The organism is Jonesia denitrificans DSM 20603, assembly GCF_000024065.1.
GTDB classification, from domain to species: domain Bacteria; phylum Actinomycetota; class Actinomycetes; order Actinomycetales; family Cellulomonadaceae; genus Jonesia; species Jonesia denitrificans.
In genome coordinates, this window is the sequence record NC_013174.1 from 199,954 (window position 1) to 217,114 (window position 17,161).

Below are 17,161 nucleotides of genomic sequence, written 5' to 3' on the forward strand. Positions count from 1 at the left end.
TCCCGCTGAGGACTTTCATCTGTTGCCGTGCCTCTCCATTACTGGTGTGCTGGAACCAGACACACAACCACTGAGGGCATCACCGATTTGCCTTGAGGAGACCATGACAACCACCGACCCCACCACAGGACTCACGCACGACCAAGCAGCACAGGCCCTCGACACCTACGGCCCCAACTCCACCCCCACCGCACCACGCGACGGGTTTTTCCGGCGGCTACTCGGGCACCTGGGCGATGTTCTTGTCATCCTGCTATTCGTTGCAGCAGTCATCAAAGCGTGGATGGGCGACTGGATCGACTTCACCGTCATTTTCATTGTCGCGACCGTGAACGTTGGGATCGGGATGATCCAAGAAGGGCGAGCAGAAAAAGCCCTGGACTCCATCAAACAGATGCTCGCACTGGACGCCCAAGTCCTGCGCGACAGCCAATGGCAAAAAATCCCCGCCGAACAGCTTGTCCCCGGCGACATTGTCCGAGTGCGCTCTGGTGACCGAATCCCCGCCGACCTTCGCGTCCTGGACGCCACTAGCCTCCTCGTTGACGAATCGATCCTCACCGGTGAATCCGACGCAGTCGAGAAAACCCCTGGCCCAGTCCCCGACGACGCACCCATCGGTGACCGCACCAACATGCTCCACTCCGGAACCCTGGTCACAACAGGCACCGCAGTCGCCGAGGTGACAGCAACAGGGTTACGCAGCGAGATCGGAAAAATTCAGGAACTCATGTCCGACACGGACAGCACCGAAACCCCACTCACACGACAGTTAGGGGTCCTCGGCACCCGGATCGCCATGATCGTGGGAGTGATGGCTGTCATCATGGTCATCATTGGCGGACTTATCCATGGTTTCACCGGTGCAGAACTCCTCTCAGCAACCATTGGGTTCGCTGTCGCGGCTATCCCTGAAGGGCTCCCCGCACTCGTTGCCATCACCCTGGCCTTAGGTGTGCAAATCATGGCTCGCCGCAACGCAATCACACGGAAACTCACCTCTGTGGAGGCACTCGGATCCGTGTCAGTGATCTGTTCAGACAAAACAGGTACCCTCACAAAAAACGAGATGACTGCCCGTGCTGTTGTGACCAGGACTAACCAGTACACGGTCACCGGTGAAGGCTACGCACCAACGGGAACCATCCAGCGTGACGGGCAAGCAGTGGACCCTGAAGACCACGGGGACCTGTGGCGGCTTGTGTGCGCCGCATCGGCAGCCAACGACTCCACTGTGCAACACGCACACGACCAATGGACACTGGTGGGGCAACCCACCGACGGCGGTATGAGGGTCCTCACAATGAAGGCGGGGGCACCCCAAGAATTTGCCCGGACCGCCTCAGTTCCCTTTGAGTCCTCCCACAAGTTTGCGGCAACCCTTGATCACCTCCCCGATCTTGATGAACAGGTCCTTCACGTTGCTGGTGCGCCGGATCGGCTCCTGGATCGTTCCACCCAGCACATCGGTGATCACGGCGAGGAAGAGCCCCTTGACCGTGCCTGGTGGGAAGACCGAATTGACGAACTAGCAGCCCGCGGGTTGCGGGTGCTCGCGGTTGCCCACCGGCGCCGCGAAGAGCACCGCACCACGCTCCGACTCGACGACGTTAACGACCTCACCTTCCTCGGACTTGTCGGGATTGTCGACCCAGCCCGCCCGGAAGCGATCGACGCCATCGAGCAATGTCAACGCGCCGGGATCACCGTCATCATGATCACCGGAGACCACGCAAAAACAGCCCACTCCATTGCGCAGGAATTAGGTATTGTTGCGCGCAACGATGACGGGACCACAACGCTCCTCACCGGCGCGGACGTTGATCGACAATCGGACGACGAACTTCAAGACACGGTCCGACATGTCCGCGTCTTTGCGCGCACAAGCCCAGAACACAAACTGAGGATCGTGCGGGCCTTGCAGCATAACGGCGACACGGTGGCCATGACCGGTGACGGCGTCAACGACGCCCCGGCATTACAACGTGCCGATGTTGGTGTCGCGATGGGCATCAAAGGGACTGAAGCCACGAAGGAAGCCGCTGACATTGTTTTGGCGGATGACAACTTCGCCACCATTGAACGGGCCGTGGAAGAAGGGCGGCGGATCTTTGACAACATCCGCAAGTCCGTGATTTTCCTGCTTCCCACCAATGGTGCCCAGTCGCTGGTGATCTTGTTTGCGGTGCTTGTGGGTGCGGCCCTACCTCTGACACCTGCACAGATTCTGTGGATCAACATGATCACGGCGGTCACACTGTCCCTTGCGTTGGCGTACGAACCTGCTGAGGCAGGGCTGATGGACCGTGCCCCACGCGACCCGAAGGAAGGCGTCCTCACTGCAGGTGCGTTGCTTCATGTGGGGTTAGTGTCGCTCCTCATTGGTGGGGTGACCCTCGCGGTTGTGTGGGTGGAGCAGGCCCGCGGATCAGCTGAAGATGTCACCCAGACCACGGCGGTGATGATCCTTGCTTTTGCTCAACTTGCGTACCTTCTCAACTGCCGGTTCCTGCATCGGTCCAGTGTGACCTGGGATCTTGTCAAAGGAAACCGTGCAGTGTGGGTTGCGGCGCTCACGTTGATTGCGGTGCAACTGTTGTACACGCTCTTGCCTGCGATGAACACCTGGTTTGGGTCCACACCGTTGCCGCTTGACCGGTGGTTGATGACCTTCGCAATTGCTGCGGGGGTGTTCCTCGTCATTGAGGTGGGGAAAGCTGTGCAGCGCCGGGTTCGGCCTGCGGTGACACCGGCGACCGTCCAGCGCGGTTCAGTGGCATCTGCTTAACGATGCGCGGGTGACAAACGGGGTGTGCGGCCAGTTGCCGCACACCCCGTTCTGGTGACCGGGCTCGCCCAGGTCAGTTGTCGTTCCTGTGGTTACGCGGTCACTGCCACATGTGCTCGCACGTCGTGGGCTGCTTGAACAAGGTTGCGTAACGACGCCACTGTTTCGTCATATCCGCGGGTTTTCAACCCGCAATCAGGGTTCACCCACAGCAACTCTGGGCGAACCGAACGCACCGCAAGGTCAAGGAGTTCCGCCAATTCTTCGACGGAGGGGACTCGGGGTGAGTGGATGTCATAGATCCCCGGGCCAACCCCGCGCCCAAACCCGGAAACGGCGAGCGCCCCCAGGACTTCCATGCGTGAGCGGGCCGCCTCAATGGAGGTGACGTCTGCCCCAAGGTGGTCAATGGCATCGATGATGTCGTTGAACTCGGAGTAGCACAGGTGGGTGTGGATTTGGGTGTCGGGGCGCACACCTGTGGTGGCAAGGCGGAAGGAGGACACAGACCAGTCGAGGTAGTCTTTGTGGTCAGCCTTTTTCAAGGGGAGGAGTTCGCGGAGTGCTGGTTCGTCCACTTGGATGACCGCAATGTTTGCTGCTTCCAGGTCACCCACTTCGTCACGGAGTGCCAGACCAATTTGTTTCGCTGTTTCTGCGAGTGGAAGGTCTTCACGGATGAAGGACCATGCCATGATCGTCACTGGTCCGGTGAGCATCCCTTTGACGGGTTTGGGAGTCAGTGACTGGGCGTAGGTTGCCCATTGTGTGGTGATGGGAGCTGGGCGGGAGACGTCGCCCCACTGGATGGATGGGCGAGTGCACCGCGAACCGTAGGACTGTACCCACCCGTTTTCGGTGACGACGAAACCATCGAGGTGTTCTGCGAAGTACTGCACCATGTCGTTGCGTTCCGCTTCGCCATGGACAAGAACGTCAAGACCCAGGTCTTCCTGCAAGCGGATGACACGTTCGATTTCGGTGCGCATCTGCACCTGGTAGTCCGCGTCAGTGAGGTCACCGCGTGTCCACTGGGCGCGTGCCCGGCGAATATCTGCTGTTTGTGGGAAGGACCCAATTGTTGTGGTCGGCAGTGGAGGAAGTTGAAGTCGTTCCTGCTGTTGCGCGACCCGTGAGGCTATCGATGCGCGTTTTCCATCGATGGTGGTTCGAGCCAGGTCAGCATGGGTGATTCCCGCAACCCGTTCCCGCACGTGCGGCACGGTCACCCCAGGGGCTGCCGCCCGGGCGGCTAACACGGTTCGCGCATCGTCGAGCTCGGATGCCACCGCATCCCATCCTTGGGTGAGACCTCGCGCTAAGGTGACAACCTCGCTGATCTTTTCGTCAGCGAACGCCAACCATGACGCTAGTGTGGGGTCCAGTGTTGGTTCGTCGGCAACAGTGTGTGGAACATGCTGCAAACTCGTGGACGTTGATACTGCCACTGAACCCGCGTGTACTCCTTCAAGCACACGCCGAGCCTGATCTAGGTCACACCGCCACACGTTGCGACCATTGACCACGCCAGCAACAAGTGTCACCCCGTCTGGGACTGCCGCAGGAAGGTCACCGTGTACGAGGTCCACCGCAACGGCTTCAACACCTGAGTTCAGCACAGGTTCTGCCAACGCACCCAACGACGCAAACGGGGCGGTCACTAGGATGTTGGGGCGCGCATCGGCAGACGTCAAACGCGCATAAGCGGCCACAAACGCTTGCTCTAATGCGGTCGCATCCACTGACAAGTTCTCTGACACCAACGCAGGCTCATCCAACTGAACCCATTGCACACCACGCTCAACGAGAACCGCCAGCAACTCCACGTACACACCCACCAACTCGTCCAGGCGTGACAACGGGTCAAAACCCGTGGAAGCGGAAGTCGCAGCTTTGGACAGCGCCAAGAACGTCACCGGACCAACAATCGTTGGGCGGGTGACAAAACCCTGCGCACGGGCCTCGTCGACCAGCGACGTCACCAACGTCGGGTTCAACACAAACGGGGTGGACTCATCTACTTCCGGAACCAAATAGTGGTAGTTCGTGTTGAACCACTTCGTCATCTCTAACGGGGCATCATCACCCACACCACGCGCCACCGTGCTGTACGCACCAACCAGGTCCCCCGACCAATCCAACGAACGGAACCGGTCTGGGATCACCCCAAACGTCACGGCCGCATCAAGAACCTGGTCATACCAACTAAACGACTCCGGGATCGAGGAGTCATCGCGCCCCAACCCGCGGGCCGCTAACCGTTCCCGGGTGGCAGCCCGTAATTGGTGGGTTGTGGCAGCGAACTCATCCGCATTGGACCGACCCGCCCACAACGACTCCAACGCACGCTTGAGCTGGCGGCGGTCCCCAATACGCGGGTACCCCAAAATCGTGGCAGACGGAAAAACAGAAGAAACAAAAGACATGGTCATCCCTCACAAGAAAACGGAAAACCCTACAGTCGCCCACACGGCGCGACCAGCAGAGACGGACACGTCACCACCCGATCACAAGGCACCACACGGGGCACCCGCAACCTACGCAGTGACAGGGGATGCGCCAACCTGCGGCCACCCGGCCACATCCACTGGCTGCGGTGAACGCACAGGCGCCACCCCACCCAGTGAACCTCCGAGGTGTACGCCCTCGAGCAGGTCCAGTGCAGGTTCGTGCTTATTAAACGTGTAAATGTGCAACCCGGGGGCCCCGGAGTCAAGGACCGCGTTCGCTAAATCCACTGACGCCGCAATGCCGTGAGAGTGCCGCACATGGGGGCTAGCAATCGCATCTAACTGTGCTGCTAACTCAAGGGGGACCGGTACTCCGGTCAACTGTTCCAACCGTCGTAACCGTTGTGGATCGGTCATCGGCAAGATGCCAGCCACGATGGGAATGGTGACACCCAAGGAACGTGCCACATCCACAAACTCGGTGTACGCCGACGCCGTGTAGAACAACTGGGTGATCGCAAAGTTCGCGCCAGCTTGCTGCTTTTGCAACAGTCGGGCAGCTTCTTGTTCACGGGTTGTCCCCGCATCGCGGTTCCCCTCTGGGAACGTCGCAACCGCGATGGTTAACGGCTTCATTGCCCCACGCAGCGCCTCAGACGCATCTGCCTGACACCGTTGCGCTTCCACATCACGCAGAAGCGCAATGAGTTCGAGCGACGACACCACACCGTTGGTGGGTGGCGCCCAGTCAGGTTGGTCCTTTGGTGGGTCTCCCCGCAACGCGAGGAACGTGCGCGCCCCGGCTGCCAGGAAATCATCAATGGTGTCTGCCACGTTGTCTCGAGTCGCCCCCACACAGGTGAGGTGCGCGATCGGCAACACGTTGGTGTGTTGCACGAGAGTTTCCACCACTGTGCGCGCCGAATCGCGGTCGCCCCCCGCTGCGCCGTAGGTGACGGACACAAAATCGGGATGCGCCTCAACAAGCTTGCGGGCAGTGTTCCAAAACTTTGGTGCCGCCGCAGGGTTACGCGGAGGCATCAACTCGAACGACACCGTAGGCCGGTGAAATCCGCGAGCTGTGGCTGACACGTCAAAGGAAGCCATGACTAATTCTCCATCGGATCTGGCGTTAGCACCCGTTTCCCTGTGGAGGCTTCCGTTCAGGAGTGGGTTGCTGCGGCGTCAACGAGCCAGAACTCTCGGCCGCTCTGGATGGAACAGAACACGATCAGTGTGCACCGGATTCCGGTGCGTGAACAACCAGCGTCCACATTGTGGGCTTCTGTGTCGCGGGTGGAGAACTTCTTTCTTTCACCCTGTAAGTCCACGGGGAGTTGTGACACAAACATGGTGGGGACACAGTGGTGCCGCCCAGATCACAACAGGGCTTTGGGGGAAGCGTGATCGGGCGGCACCAAACCCTTAGTGCCGGGTTGATTGATGAGGAAAAGGTGGAGGCATGTCACCAGTGACACCTGCGACGGGGATCATGCTTGCTCCCGAGGGACGCAGGTTCTCTGCGCCTCTTGTTTCTCGGTTTCGCGTGGTGACTCTTCCGCGACCGGTGCTGGTTGTGTTGGCTGCGACAGGGCTGGGTGTCGTGTTGATCGGTGTTGATCACGGGGTGTCCTCGGTCGGTACCCGAAGTGGTTCTGTGTCCAGTTTTGCGGCGGTGATTGACCCGCAGGTGTCATGCTCGCAGTGGTGGCTGATCACCCACCTGGCATTGATGTTACTCATTCCTTTTGTCATGTTGTGGGCGGTGCAGCCGTTGTCCCAGGAGCCCGCCGCCCGACGCGCCGCGAACTTACCGCAGGTGCCCCTGTTGATCGCAGCGTTAACAATCACGGTCGGGTCTGCACTGGTGATCACGGTGGCGTCCATGATGCCCATGGTGCAACCCTTCGCGCATGCGGCGACCGTGTATGCGGCGAGTGGCCCCTTTGTATCACTGGGGTTGTGGGCTGCCTTGTTTGCTGGGACTTTTGCTGCTGAATCACGCCGTTGGGGGTACGTGTGGTGGGTGTGTTTGATGGGAGTGCTCGCAGTGGTCGTTGAAGGCGGGTTGCATCTTCTTGTGCGCTAGTTACATCGGGTGTGACCAGGATCAATAACCGATGCGCGCACCTACTGAGTGCCACCATGTTGCGTGTGTTAGGTTGCAGTCATGTCGGCGTCCCACCCTTCGTCACCCCCGTCCTCACGACCTGATTCTGTGACGACTTCCCGGCCAGGTCACCCCGGTCACCCAACCGGCAATGGTCACCCCGGCGACCGTGACGGTTCTCGCGCAAAGGGCGGGCCAAGTGGGCCGCCGCCGGTGGACCCAGCGTTGCTGTACTCACCACTTCTTGCCCGCACAACTCGTTGGTCGGCAGTGTTGTTCAGTGCCGCATCGGTTGTCACGGGCCTGTTGTTTGTGCTGGTTGGCGCGGTGGTGGACCGGTATCTCGCGACCTCAGGGGCCACCCCAGACATTGTGGAAGCAGGGACGCTTCCAGACGCAAACCAGGCCCCGTTTGCTCCGCTTGTTGCGGGAATCAGCCCAACAGTAGGGGAATGGTCCACCCTGGTGGTCGCGGTTCTTGCCGCCGTGCTCACCGGTGCCGGGGTGTGGGTCACGGCGCGAGGAAGCGCGCGTGAAGAAGCAACGGTCCGTGACCGCATCATTCGGCAGATCTTGCGGGTCGGGCCAACGCCACGGGCGGGTGATCGCACGGGAGCAGTGGTGTCCATGGCCATGGACGGCGCGGAACGGGTCGCCGCGTACCGGGTGGGGTTTGTGGGTCCATCGGTTGCTTCGGTGGTGTCGCCGGTGTTGGTGTTAGGTGTGATTGCGCTGTTCATTGATTGGGTGACAGCGCTTGTTGTGCTGGTGTTAGTGCCACTTATTCCGGCTGCTGTGTATGGGTTTCAGCGGGCGTTTCGGCGGGTGTCAGGTCAGTCCCGGGCGCAACGTCAGGCGTTAGCGGCCGATTATTTGGATGCGTTGCAAGGGTTAACTACCTTGCGTTTGTTACGGGCGGCTCCCCTCATGCAAGCACGGTTGGCGGCTGCAGGTGAACGCAACCGCCGCTCTGTGATGCGGTTGCTTGCGGTCAATCAGGTTGTCATTTTGGTGACTGACGGCGTGTTTTTCCTCATCATGGTGTCTGCGCTGGCGGTGCTCGCGGTGGTGCGTCTTGACGCTGATGTGATTACCGCCGGTCAGGGGTTGGCGTTGATCCTGATGACTACAGTGTTGTTGGAGCCGTTGGCGAAGGTGGGGTCATTCTTTTATGTCGGGTTGGGTGGCCGGGCTACAGAGCGTGGCATCGCACGGATCCTGCGTAGTCAACCTGGCGTGGTTGGTGGTCGTGATCCGCTGGGTGCAGTGGCTTCTGCTTCTGTTCCAGTGCTTGAATTTGCCGATGTGACCTGCGGTTACGGGGATACGCCGGTTCTTCGTGGAGCGAGTTTTTCGGTCAATGCAGGGGAGCATGTGGCCATTGTGGGGCGCTCGGGGGCCGGTAAATCTACGATTGTGCGGCTCATTGAACGTTCGTTAGACACGCAGGGAGGGCAGGTCCTTTTTGGTGGCGTTCCGGTGACCGATGTGACGGTGACGTCAGCGCGAGCGTTCAGTGCGGTGGTGCGACAGTCCACCTACCTGTTTACGGGGACGATCCGTGAGAATCTTGCGGTTGCCTGCCCTGACGCTAGCGACGAAGACATGTGGGCGGCGCTAGCACGCGCTCACCTTCGGGCGGACGTTGAGGCAATGCCCAACGGGTTGGACACACGTGTGGGTGAACGCGGGGCGACACTGTCCGGGGGGCAGGCGCAACGGCTTTCTTTAGCACGGGCGTTATTGTCGGGGTCTGGACTCATCGTGTTGGATGAACCGACGTCACAAGTCGATGTGGCCAGTGAGCGGGCGATCCTTGATGCCATTGATGAGATGGTGCGCAGTGGGGAGCGCACAGTTGTCACGATCACTCACCGGGCTTCGTCGTTGCGCACGGTCGATCGTGTTGTGCGCGTCGAGGGTGGCGTTGTTCAGGAGGTGACACAGTGAACCAGTCGTTGTCAGCGTTGTGGTGGAGTGCCACTCATGTGCGTTCCGTGTTGTGGCCGCTCATCATCTCGACGGTGTGCCGCATCATTGACCAGGTGTTGGCGGTGGCGCTGCTTGCTGTTGCTGCGACCGGGGTAGCCCGAGCTGTCACAAGCACCGTCCATGTGGGGCACCTGGTTTTGGTGTTAGCAGGCTTGACGCTCATGAAAGCGATCGTGCGGTACGTCGAACAGTACTCAGGGCACTATGTGGCGTTTAAAGCACTCGAAGAGCTGCGGGTTTTCGCTTTTTCGCGGCTGTGGCCAGGTGCTCCAGCAAACACTGTCACTGCGCACACCGGTGACCTGCTCACCCGTGTCACTAAAGACATTGACCGGGTTGAAGTGTTTTTCGCTCACACCATCGCCCCGGTCATCTCAGCGGTCGTTGTCCCGGTGGGTGTCCTTGTCTGGTTGGGCGCCGCAACGTCCCCTGTGGTGGCGTGGATCGCCGCTGTGGGAGTGTTCCTTGTGGGAGTTGTTACACCTACGGTGGGGTGGTGGTTCACCCAACGTGTCAGTGCTGGCCACGCCAGCGACCGCACTGGGTTTTCCCAAACTGTCACTGAAACTGTCCAAGGTGTCGCCGACATTGTGGGATACGGCTACGAACACCCATGGTTGGAACGTTCTACCTCATTGATTGACACCATCGCCCAGGACAATACCCACCGCGGTACGATCACCGCGATTCGACGTTCCCTGACCGTCGCCTTCACCCTCATCACGGTGCTGCTTGTCCTGGGGGACGCCGGTGCACGGTTTGTTCAAGGCACCTTCACGGTGGAGCAGTTAGCGCTTGCTGTGGCGGTCACGTTGTCGAGTTTTTCGGCATCGAAGGCAATTGACACGTTACTTGCAGACCTTGATGTTGCTGGTTCGGCTGCTGCCCGGTTGCGGGCGGCAGTATCGACCCAGCCCGCGGTTGTTGACCCGGCCCACCCTGTGTCGTTGCCTGCAGGTGGGTTGTCTGTTCAGTGGGATGCGGTGACGTTTGCTTATCCCGGTGCGCCAGTGCCTGTGCTGACCGATGTGTCGTTGAGCATCCCGGCTGGGTCGCGTGCGGTCATTGTGGGACGGTCAGGGTCGGGGAAGTCCACACTGGCGCATCTTCTGCTGCGTTTCTGGGATTGTGACCAGGGGCGGATCTTGGTGGGGGGTGTTCCTATCACAGATGTGGTGCAGGATGAGTTACGGGGGCGGGTGGCGTTGGTTTCTCAACGTACTCACTTGTTTGCGATGAGCATCGCCGATAACCTCCGCCTTGCTGACCCGTCGGCTTCTGATGAACGGTTGCGGCAGGTGTGTGAGGTAGCGCAGCTTATGGAAGACATTGACCGGTTCCCCGACGGTTGGGACACCTTGGTGGGTGAGTTTGGCGAGTCGTTGTCCGGGGGGCAGCGTCAACGTGTTGCATTGGCGCGGGCGCTTCTGACTCCTGCCGATGTGTTTGTGCTGGATGAATACACCTCCAGCCTTGATGAGGTCACTGCTCAGCGTCTTCGGGTGGCTTTGCGTGGGGCTCGACCGGGCGCAACGCTCATTGAGATTACCCACCGTCCCAGTGATGCGGCGGATGCGGACCTGGTGTTCCAGGTCGATCACGGCATTGTCACCCAGGTGACTGCTGAGGAAGTTCTTGCAGCGGTCCCGGAGCGATAGGTGCTGGTGGAAGACCTGCGGTTGTGGACCTTGTGAAGCGTTCAAGATGCGAACCTCAAGAACCTGCGGCAGGGTGAAGAGGGACGGGCACACCGCTGTTGGAGTGGTTGGGCCCTACCATGACCATTCGCCTGAAGGAGGAACACATGGGACTCGGAGACAAAATCAGCAACAAAGCTGAAGAACTCAAAGGCAAGGCGAAAGAAGCATACGGCGACGCAACCGACAACGAGCGTGTCGAAGCTGATGGAAAAACCGACCAGGCGAAAGCCAACATGAAGCAGGCAGGCGAGAACGTCAAGGACACCTTCCGAGACTGACGCTCGCACAGCGAAGAACCACCCCCGGGGCGGGATCAACTCACGCGAGTTGGTCCCGCCTCTGGCGTTACCTGGAGGGTTGGGCCTAACCGGAAGCTGGTCGCCAACCCGATCAGTAGTGCGAGCGCTGCGGTGATTCCAGCGAACTGGACGCCCTGGGTCAGGGCTTCGCGCGCAGCGTCGGCGATTGGAGCGGTGGCTGGGTTTCCACTGAGTTGCGGAATGAGTGCGCCTGATGATCGTGTCATGGAGTCCACGAGTTCTTGGGCGTCAGGGTTGGATGCCAGGAACTCAGAGAGTCGGGATTCGGTTCCTGTTGTGAGTGTTGTGAACAAGACGCTGCCGAGAACGGCGATACCGAGTGCGGATCCTACTTGACGGGCTGTGGACTGGGTGGATGATCCTTGACCTGATCGGTCGCGTGGGACGTCCACCAAAATGGTGGCAGTCAGTTGGGAGGTGGCGAACCCAACTCCAACACCATAGATGAACAATGTGGTAGTTGTGAGCCACAGCGATGAGTCAGGGCGTAATAGGAGGGCCAACGCTGTTAAGCCGGCTATTTCCAAAACTAAACCGGTACGCACCATGACAATCGGTGTGAGTTTCTTGCTGAGTGCTGAGATCGCTCCAGAAGCAAGGAACGAGCCGACAGCCAAAGGGATGAGCGCTAAACCGGCGTCAAAAGCATCTAAACCAAGGGCGTACTGGAACCACAACGGCAGTGAAAGGATGATCCCGAACTCGCCCATCGACACCACCATCGCAGTGATGTTTCCGTTGCGGAATGAGGTGATCTGGAAGAGCGATAGGTCAACGATGACGCTTAACCCGTGCTGGGCGCGGCGGTGTTCCCACCACACAAAAACGCTCAGGATCCCTAATGCGCCCAGTAGCGCAAACGGGATGACCGACCATGATCCAAGGGACACATTCGCAGTTGGTGCTGCCAGCCACCAACCGTACACTCGACCTTCAATCAGGGCGAACACTAAAGCCCCAAACCCGGCGATAGACAACAGGCCACCCACCCAGTCGGTGAGCCGTTCAGCACTGGTGTCGCGAGACTCAGCGACCGCCCACACCACAGCTGCACCAATGAGCACAACGAGCGGAACGTTGATCAAGAAGGCCCAATTCCATGTGTGGTACGTGGTGAGCCACCCGCCTACAACAGGTCCTACTGCCGCCATCCCGCCAATGGTGGAACCCCAGATAGCGAACGCGATCGTGCGCTCGCGCCCGGTGAAGGTGGTGTTGAGTAACGACAAAGTTGTGGGCAGAATCATCGACCCGCCAATGCCTTGCACGGCTCGGGCGAGAATGAGGATTCCCCCGGAATCAGCACTGGAACACCATAATGACGATGCGCCAAAAAGTATCAAACCAATCATTAGGATCCGCCGCCGCCCCACACGGTCTGCGATGCGCCCCCACACGAGAAGCAACGCGGCAAACACCAATGTGTAAATCTCTTGGACCCATTGCACCTGGGTGGTGGAAATTCCCAGGTCAGTGATGATGGAGGGGATTGCCACCGATACGATGGTGGAATCCATGATGATCAGGGCAACTGAGAAACTAATGGCCGCTAGCCCCCACCAGCGGCGCGCATGGTGCGCGGGAGAGTTCATGTAGTCATGCTACGCCCGGGTGGGCCACACCCAACTGGTGCCACTGAACCGGTCTTGCCCCTCAATGTGGGTGTCGTGGCCGTTGTGACTGAGGTGGATGTGGTGGGCGTCGTCGCCGAGCGCATCAACAAGTGCGGTGGCGTGGGACACGACAAGGATTTGGGTGGAACGTGAACCCACAAGGATCAGGTCAGCGATCGCGGGAAGCAGCGAGGGGTGAATGCTCCCTTCGGGTTCGTTGAGCACAAGGAACTTGGGTGGCCGCGGAGATAAAAGGATCACCGCGAGCATGAGGAATCTCAGTGTCCCGTCGGATATTTCCGATGCGTCCAGTGCCCGTGTCAAACCGGTTGACCAGCGTAGATATGCGTATCCCCGGTCGTCTTCTTCAACGGTGACGGTTGCTTGTGGGAATGCGCGAGACACAGCGGTGTGTAGCGCTTCGGTGTCACCGACCCGCAGCACGGTGGCGAGCGCTGCCGCGAAGTTCCCACCATCAGGGGTCAAGCAAGGACTGAATGTGGCTGGGGATGGCTGGCGGGCGGGGGCGTGCAGGTCGACCCGAAGCGCATCGTAAAACTGCCAGGACCGTGCCTGCTCCCGTAGTGCGTACAGTTCAGGTGAGACGGTTGGGTCAGTCAGCGTGGCGATCATGGATTCTTCGATGCGGGGCCGCCAACCGGATACGTCCAGGGATCCTGTATCAGAACGGAGGGACACTGCTTGGTTACGGCGTTGCGCGAGGATTGTTGAGGGGCGCGGGTGGGTGCCGTGCCACAGTGTTTCCACTTTCACTTCGGGGTCGAGTGGGAACGGGCTAAGTTGCGGCAAACCCAGTTCGATCGCGTAGTTGAGTTCGTCAACGGCCACACCAAGCCGTAACGCCACAGGGCCAGTGCGCCGCCGCCCTGCATGCAGGGCGTTGCGCATCCCTCCCTCCCATGCGAGTGAGGTCAGTGCACCGTCACGGATGATGTCTGTCATCAGGCGCATCCCCCGGTACAGGGTGGATTTTCCGGATCCGTTGGCACCGGTCACCACGGTCAGGGGGTGGAGGTCCACGGTCACATCAGCAAGGGAGCGGTACTTCTCAAAAGCGAGGGTACGGATCATGGTTGCGACGCTACCGTCACCACCTGACATCGTGACGTGTTGCTGGAATACGTGGCGGTAGCGGGAATCAGATAGGGTAGTGGGAGCGCTACCACACCTGTGTTGTTCGACCTCGTTTTGTTGGCAAGGAGGCCACCATGACCACACCACTTCCATACCGTGACCCCACCTTGCCGATCCAGCAACGCGTCACCGACCTGCTCTCCCGCATGAGCCGCGAAGAAAAAGTCGGGCAAATGATGCAACTCGATGCACGGGATAACCTCGATCACCTCATCAACACGGTGCACGTCGGCTCAATCCTTCACACCTCACCAGATGCCCTGCGCGAAGCGCACACCCTGGTAGAACGCACCCCTTTAGGAATCCCCCTCCTCGTTGGTGAAGACTGCATCCACGGGCATTCCTTCTTTGAGGGAACCACGATCTTCCCCACCCAACTGGGCATGGCAGCGTCCTGGAACGCTCCACTCATCGAACAAGCAGCCCGCGTCACCGCGGTTGAAGCATCCGCAACCGGTATCCACTGGACGTTCTCACCCGTCCTGTGCATAGCCCGTGACCTGCGGTGGGGCCGCGTCAACGAAACCTTCGGGGAAGACCCCCACCTCATCGGTGAACTCGCCAGCGCCATGGTGCGCGGGTACCAAGGTGACGGTCTGACCGACCACACCGCAATCCTCGCCACCGCAAAACACTTCGCTGCCTACTCAGAAACCCAAGGTGGACGTGACGCATCTGAAGCGGACGTGTCCCAACGCAAAATGCGCTCCTGGTTCCTGCCACCCTTCGAACGCGTCGCCCGTGAGGGGTGCCGCACGTTCATGCTTGGCTACCAAACCACGGACGGGGTGCCCATCACTATCAACTCGTGGCTCCTCGATGATGTCCTCCGCGGCGAATGGGGATACACCGGGATGCTCATCACCGACTGGGACAACGTTGGGCGCATGGTGTGGGAACAACAGGTCATGCCCGACCACACGCACGCGGCTGCCGCTGCGGTGAAAGCCGGAAACGACATGGTGATGACCACCCCACAATTCTTCGATGGCGCCCTTCGCGCCCTTGACCAGGGGCTACTGACTGACGCTGATGTTGATGCGGCAGTCTCCCGCATCCTCACCGTGAAGTTCGAACTGGGGCTCTTTGAGAACCCGCGGCGCCCCAACCCGGAACGTATCGCCACCGCACTGGCCACACCCGACCACACGGCCATCAACCGTGACCTCACCCGCCGCTCCTTGGTCCTGCTCGCCAACGACGGCACCCTGCCACTCGACGCCACCTTAGAGGTCAGCAAAAAAATCGCGGTCATTGGCCCTAACGCGAACGACCACCAATACCAACTTGGGGACTGGGCAGGGAACTCTGGCCAAGCCGGATGGATGCCCGACGGCCACCTCACCAACCAGATCACCACCGTCTACGAAGGTCTGCGTGACATTGTCCCAGACACCTGGACTGTCACCCACGCCCGCGGCGCGAACATCGTTGACCTGGTCGACGACCCAGCGGGAACGCACTTCCCCGACGGTCAACCCCGCCCGCGCATCGCCCAACCGGCGCCCATCGACGAGGCGCTCCACAACGAAGCGTTGGCCGCAGCCAACAACGCCGATTACATCGTTGCCGTTGTCGGTGACGCCATCCCCCTCGTTGGCGAAGGCAGGTCCACCGCAACCCTCAACCTCCTCGGCGGGCAAGAACAGCTCCTCAACGACCTTGCCGCCACCGGCAAACCCCTCATCGTGGTGCTCCTCGCCTCCAAACCACTGGTTCTGCCACCCTCCGCGCTGAACGCAAACGCCATCATCTGGGCGGCAAACCCTGGGATGCGCGGCGGGCAAGCGCTCGCCGAACTGATCACTGGGGCCATTGAACCAGCGGGCCGCTTGCCGATCAGCTTCGCCCGGCACGTGGGGCAGCAACCCACGTATTACAACCAGATTCGTGGCCAGCATGGTGACCGGTATGCGGACCTTACCCAAGACCCACAGTGGGCGTTTGGGTTCGGGTTGTCCTACACAACCGTGGAGTACAGCGAGCTGGTGCTTGACCGCACGGTACTTGGTGCGGGGGACACTGTCACCGCTCACATCACCGTGACGAACACGGGGCAGCGGCCCGCGGTGGAAACCGTGCAAGCGTACGTGTCTGACCTGGTGACCTCGGTGTCGTGGGCGGACAAAGAACTCAAAGCGTTTACTCAGGTGGAGGTGCAACCTGGACAGAGCGTGACCGCAACCGTCCAGGTGCCCGTCGCGGACTGCACAATTGTCGATGCGCGTGGCCGCCGCGTTGTTGAGCCCGGTGAGTTTGAGCTGCTGGTAGGGCCCTCATCGAGGGACGAGGACCTGCACCGGGCGAAGTTCATCGTGCAGTGACACACTAGCTCCCCCTTCTCCTTTGCGCTCTATCGAAAGTGAGATTGTGCCCCCTTTCGAAAGGGAAAGTGGGCACAATCCCACTTTCGATCGGGAGGGGGTGGTGGCTGGGCGGGCTGTCGTATGACGCTGCGGTCACCCAGCTGGCGTATTGTGGGGGTTGACCGCGCATGTTTTCCACGAAAGGTCTGATGTGAGTGCACCACCAATAAGTTGGCAGCGACTTCTCTCCGCGCTAGTGGATGACGCTAAACGGTCGCTTTACGCTCGCGCTGTTGCAGCTGCTCAGGCGGGAACGCCGCTGGTTGTGGCTGACTTATCGAAAACTGATCGCCGTCACGCAAAAACGTTGGCGGACGCGGGCCTCATCAGGATCACAAACGAGGGAGCGCTCATTGATGATCCTGCCCAGCTGAAGGCGTTATTGGCATCTGGTACGTCTGAGAAACCTCAGGGGCCTGAACGGTTCTTCACCAATGGCAGGTTGGAACGCACTCCGTCGCGGCTTGATGACCACCGCGACGTCATGAAACACCTCTCGACGCTTGTGCTGAACCCAGGCGAACAAAAGAGCGAAAAGGAACTCATGGATGAGTTGAAAAAGCTCGCCTCTGATCCGGTGGGTAGGCGTAGGGAACTCGTTGAGTTTGGGTTTGTGCAAAGGACCCGTGATGGGGCTTTGTACTGGTTGCCATAGCTGGTGGGGTTA

11 protein-coding genes and 1 riboswitch are annotated in these 17,161 nt (G+C 60.0%); of the genes, 7 read left to right on the forward strand and 4 right to left on the reverse strand.

The annotated features are described in order from the left end of the window. Positions 1–103 precede the first annotated feature (103 nt). Positions 104–2,788, forward strand: coding sequence for a cation-translocating P-type ATPase (locus JDEN_RS00955; protein WP_169304082.1), 2,685 nt, complete (start codon positions 104–106; stop codon positions 2,786–2,788). A 92-nt stretch (positions 2,789–2,880) separates the two neighbouring features. On the opposite strand, the gene metE is transcribed toward JDEN_RS00955, so the two are convergent. Beyond that, positions 2,881–5,214 carry a 5-methyltetrahydropteroyltriglutamate--homocysteine S-methyltransferase gene (gene metE, locus JDEN_RS00960; RefSeq protein WP_015770492.1) on the reverse strand — a complete coding sequence of 778 codons (2,334 nt, stop codon included), beginning with the start codon at positions 5,212–5,214 and terminating at the stop codon, positions 2,881–2,883. A 111-nt stretch (positions 5,215–5,325) separates the two neighbouring features. Then, a complete protein-coding gene (locus JDEN_RS00965; protein WP_015770493.1) occupies positions 5,326–6,345 on the reverse strand; it encodes a methylenetetrahydrofolate reductase in 1,020 nt (339 codons plus the stop codon). A 7-nt stretch (positions 6,346–6,352) separates the two neighbouring features. Continuing rightward, positions 6,353–6,460, reverse strand: a riboswitch (SAM riboswitch). A 240-nt stretch (positions 6,461–6,700) separates the two neighbouring features. On the opposite strand from JDEN_RS00965, the gene JDEN_RS00975 reads away from it, so the two are divergent. The 4 genes from JDEN_RS00975 (at position 6,701) to JDEN_RS00990 (ending at position 11,318) form a co-directional block, all read left to right on the forward strand. Next, positions 6,701–7,327: a hypothetical protein gene (locus JDEN_RS00975; RefSeq protein WP_015770495.1), complete on the forward strand. Its 627-nt coding sequence runs from the start codon at positions 6,701–6,703 to the stop codon at positions 7,325–7,327. Between the two features lie 129 nt (positions 7,328–7,456). Next, entirely contained in the window at positions 7,457–9,298 is a 1,842-nt protein-coding gene (locus tag JDEN_RS00980; protein WP_169304083.1) for an ABC transporter ATP-binding protein/permease, read from the forward strand. After that, the gene (gene cydC, locus JDEN_RS00985; RefSeq protein ID WP_015770497.1) at positions 9,295–10,998 is read left to right on the forward strand and encodes a thiol reductant ABC exporter subunit CydC; all 1,704 of its coding nucleotides are present in this window, start codon (positions 9,295–9,297) and stop codon (positions 10,996–10,998) included. The genes JDEN_RS00980 and cydC overlap by 4 nt, the downstream gene beginning before the upstream one ends. Before the next feature lie 146 nt (positions 10,999–11,144). Further along, complete coding sequence (locus JDEN_RS00990; protein ID WP_015770498.1) at positions 11,145–11,318, forward strand: CsbD family protein; 174 nt, start codon at positions 11,145–11,147, stop codon at positions 11,316–11,318. Between the two features lie 35 nt (positions 11,319–11,353). On the opposite strand, the gene JDEN_RS00995 is transcribed toward JDEN_RS00990, so the two are convergent. Then, the gene (locus JDEN_RS00995) at positions 11,354–12,952 is read right to left on the reverse strand and encodes an MFS transporter (RefSeq protein WP_015770499.1); all 1,599 of its coding nucleotides are present in this window, start codon (positions 12,950–12,952) and stop codon (positions 11,354–11,356) included. A gap of 9 nt (positions 12,953–12,961) precedes the next feature. Further along, a complete protein-coding gene (locus JDEN_RS01000; protein ID WP_015770500.1) occupies positions 12,962–14,065 on the reverse strand; it encodes an AAA family ATPase in 1,104 nt (367 codons plus the stop codon). 137 nt (positions 14,066–14,202) lie between these two features. Here JDEN_RS01000 and JDEN_RS01005 point away from each other — a divergent pair, with 137 nt between their 5' ends. Both JDEN_RS01005 and JDEN_RS13930 read left to right on the forward strand, forming a co-directional pair. After that, on the forward strand, positions 14,203–16,452 hold the full coding sequence (locus JDEN_RS01005; RefSeq protein ID WP_015770501.1) for an exo-beta-d-1,3/1,6-glucosidase: 2,250 nt from the start codon (positions 14,203–14,205) through the stop codon (positions 16,450–16,452). 193 nt (positions 16,453–16,645) lie between these two features. Continuing rightward, positions 16,646–17,149, forward strand: a complete 504-nt coding sequence (locus JDEN_RS13930; RefSeq protein WP_015770502.1) for a DUF2087 domain-containing protein — start codon at positions 16,646–16,648, stop codon at positions 17,147–17,149. The last annotated feature ends 12 nt before the right edge of the window (positions 17,150–17,161 follow it).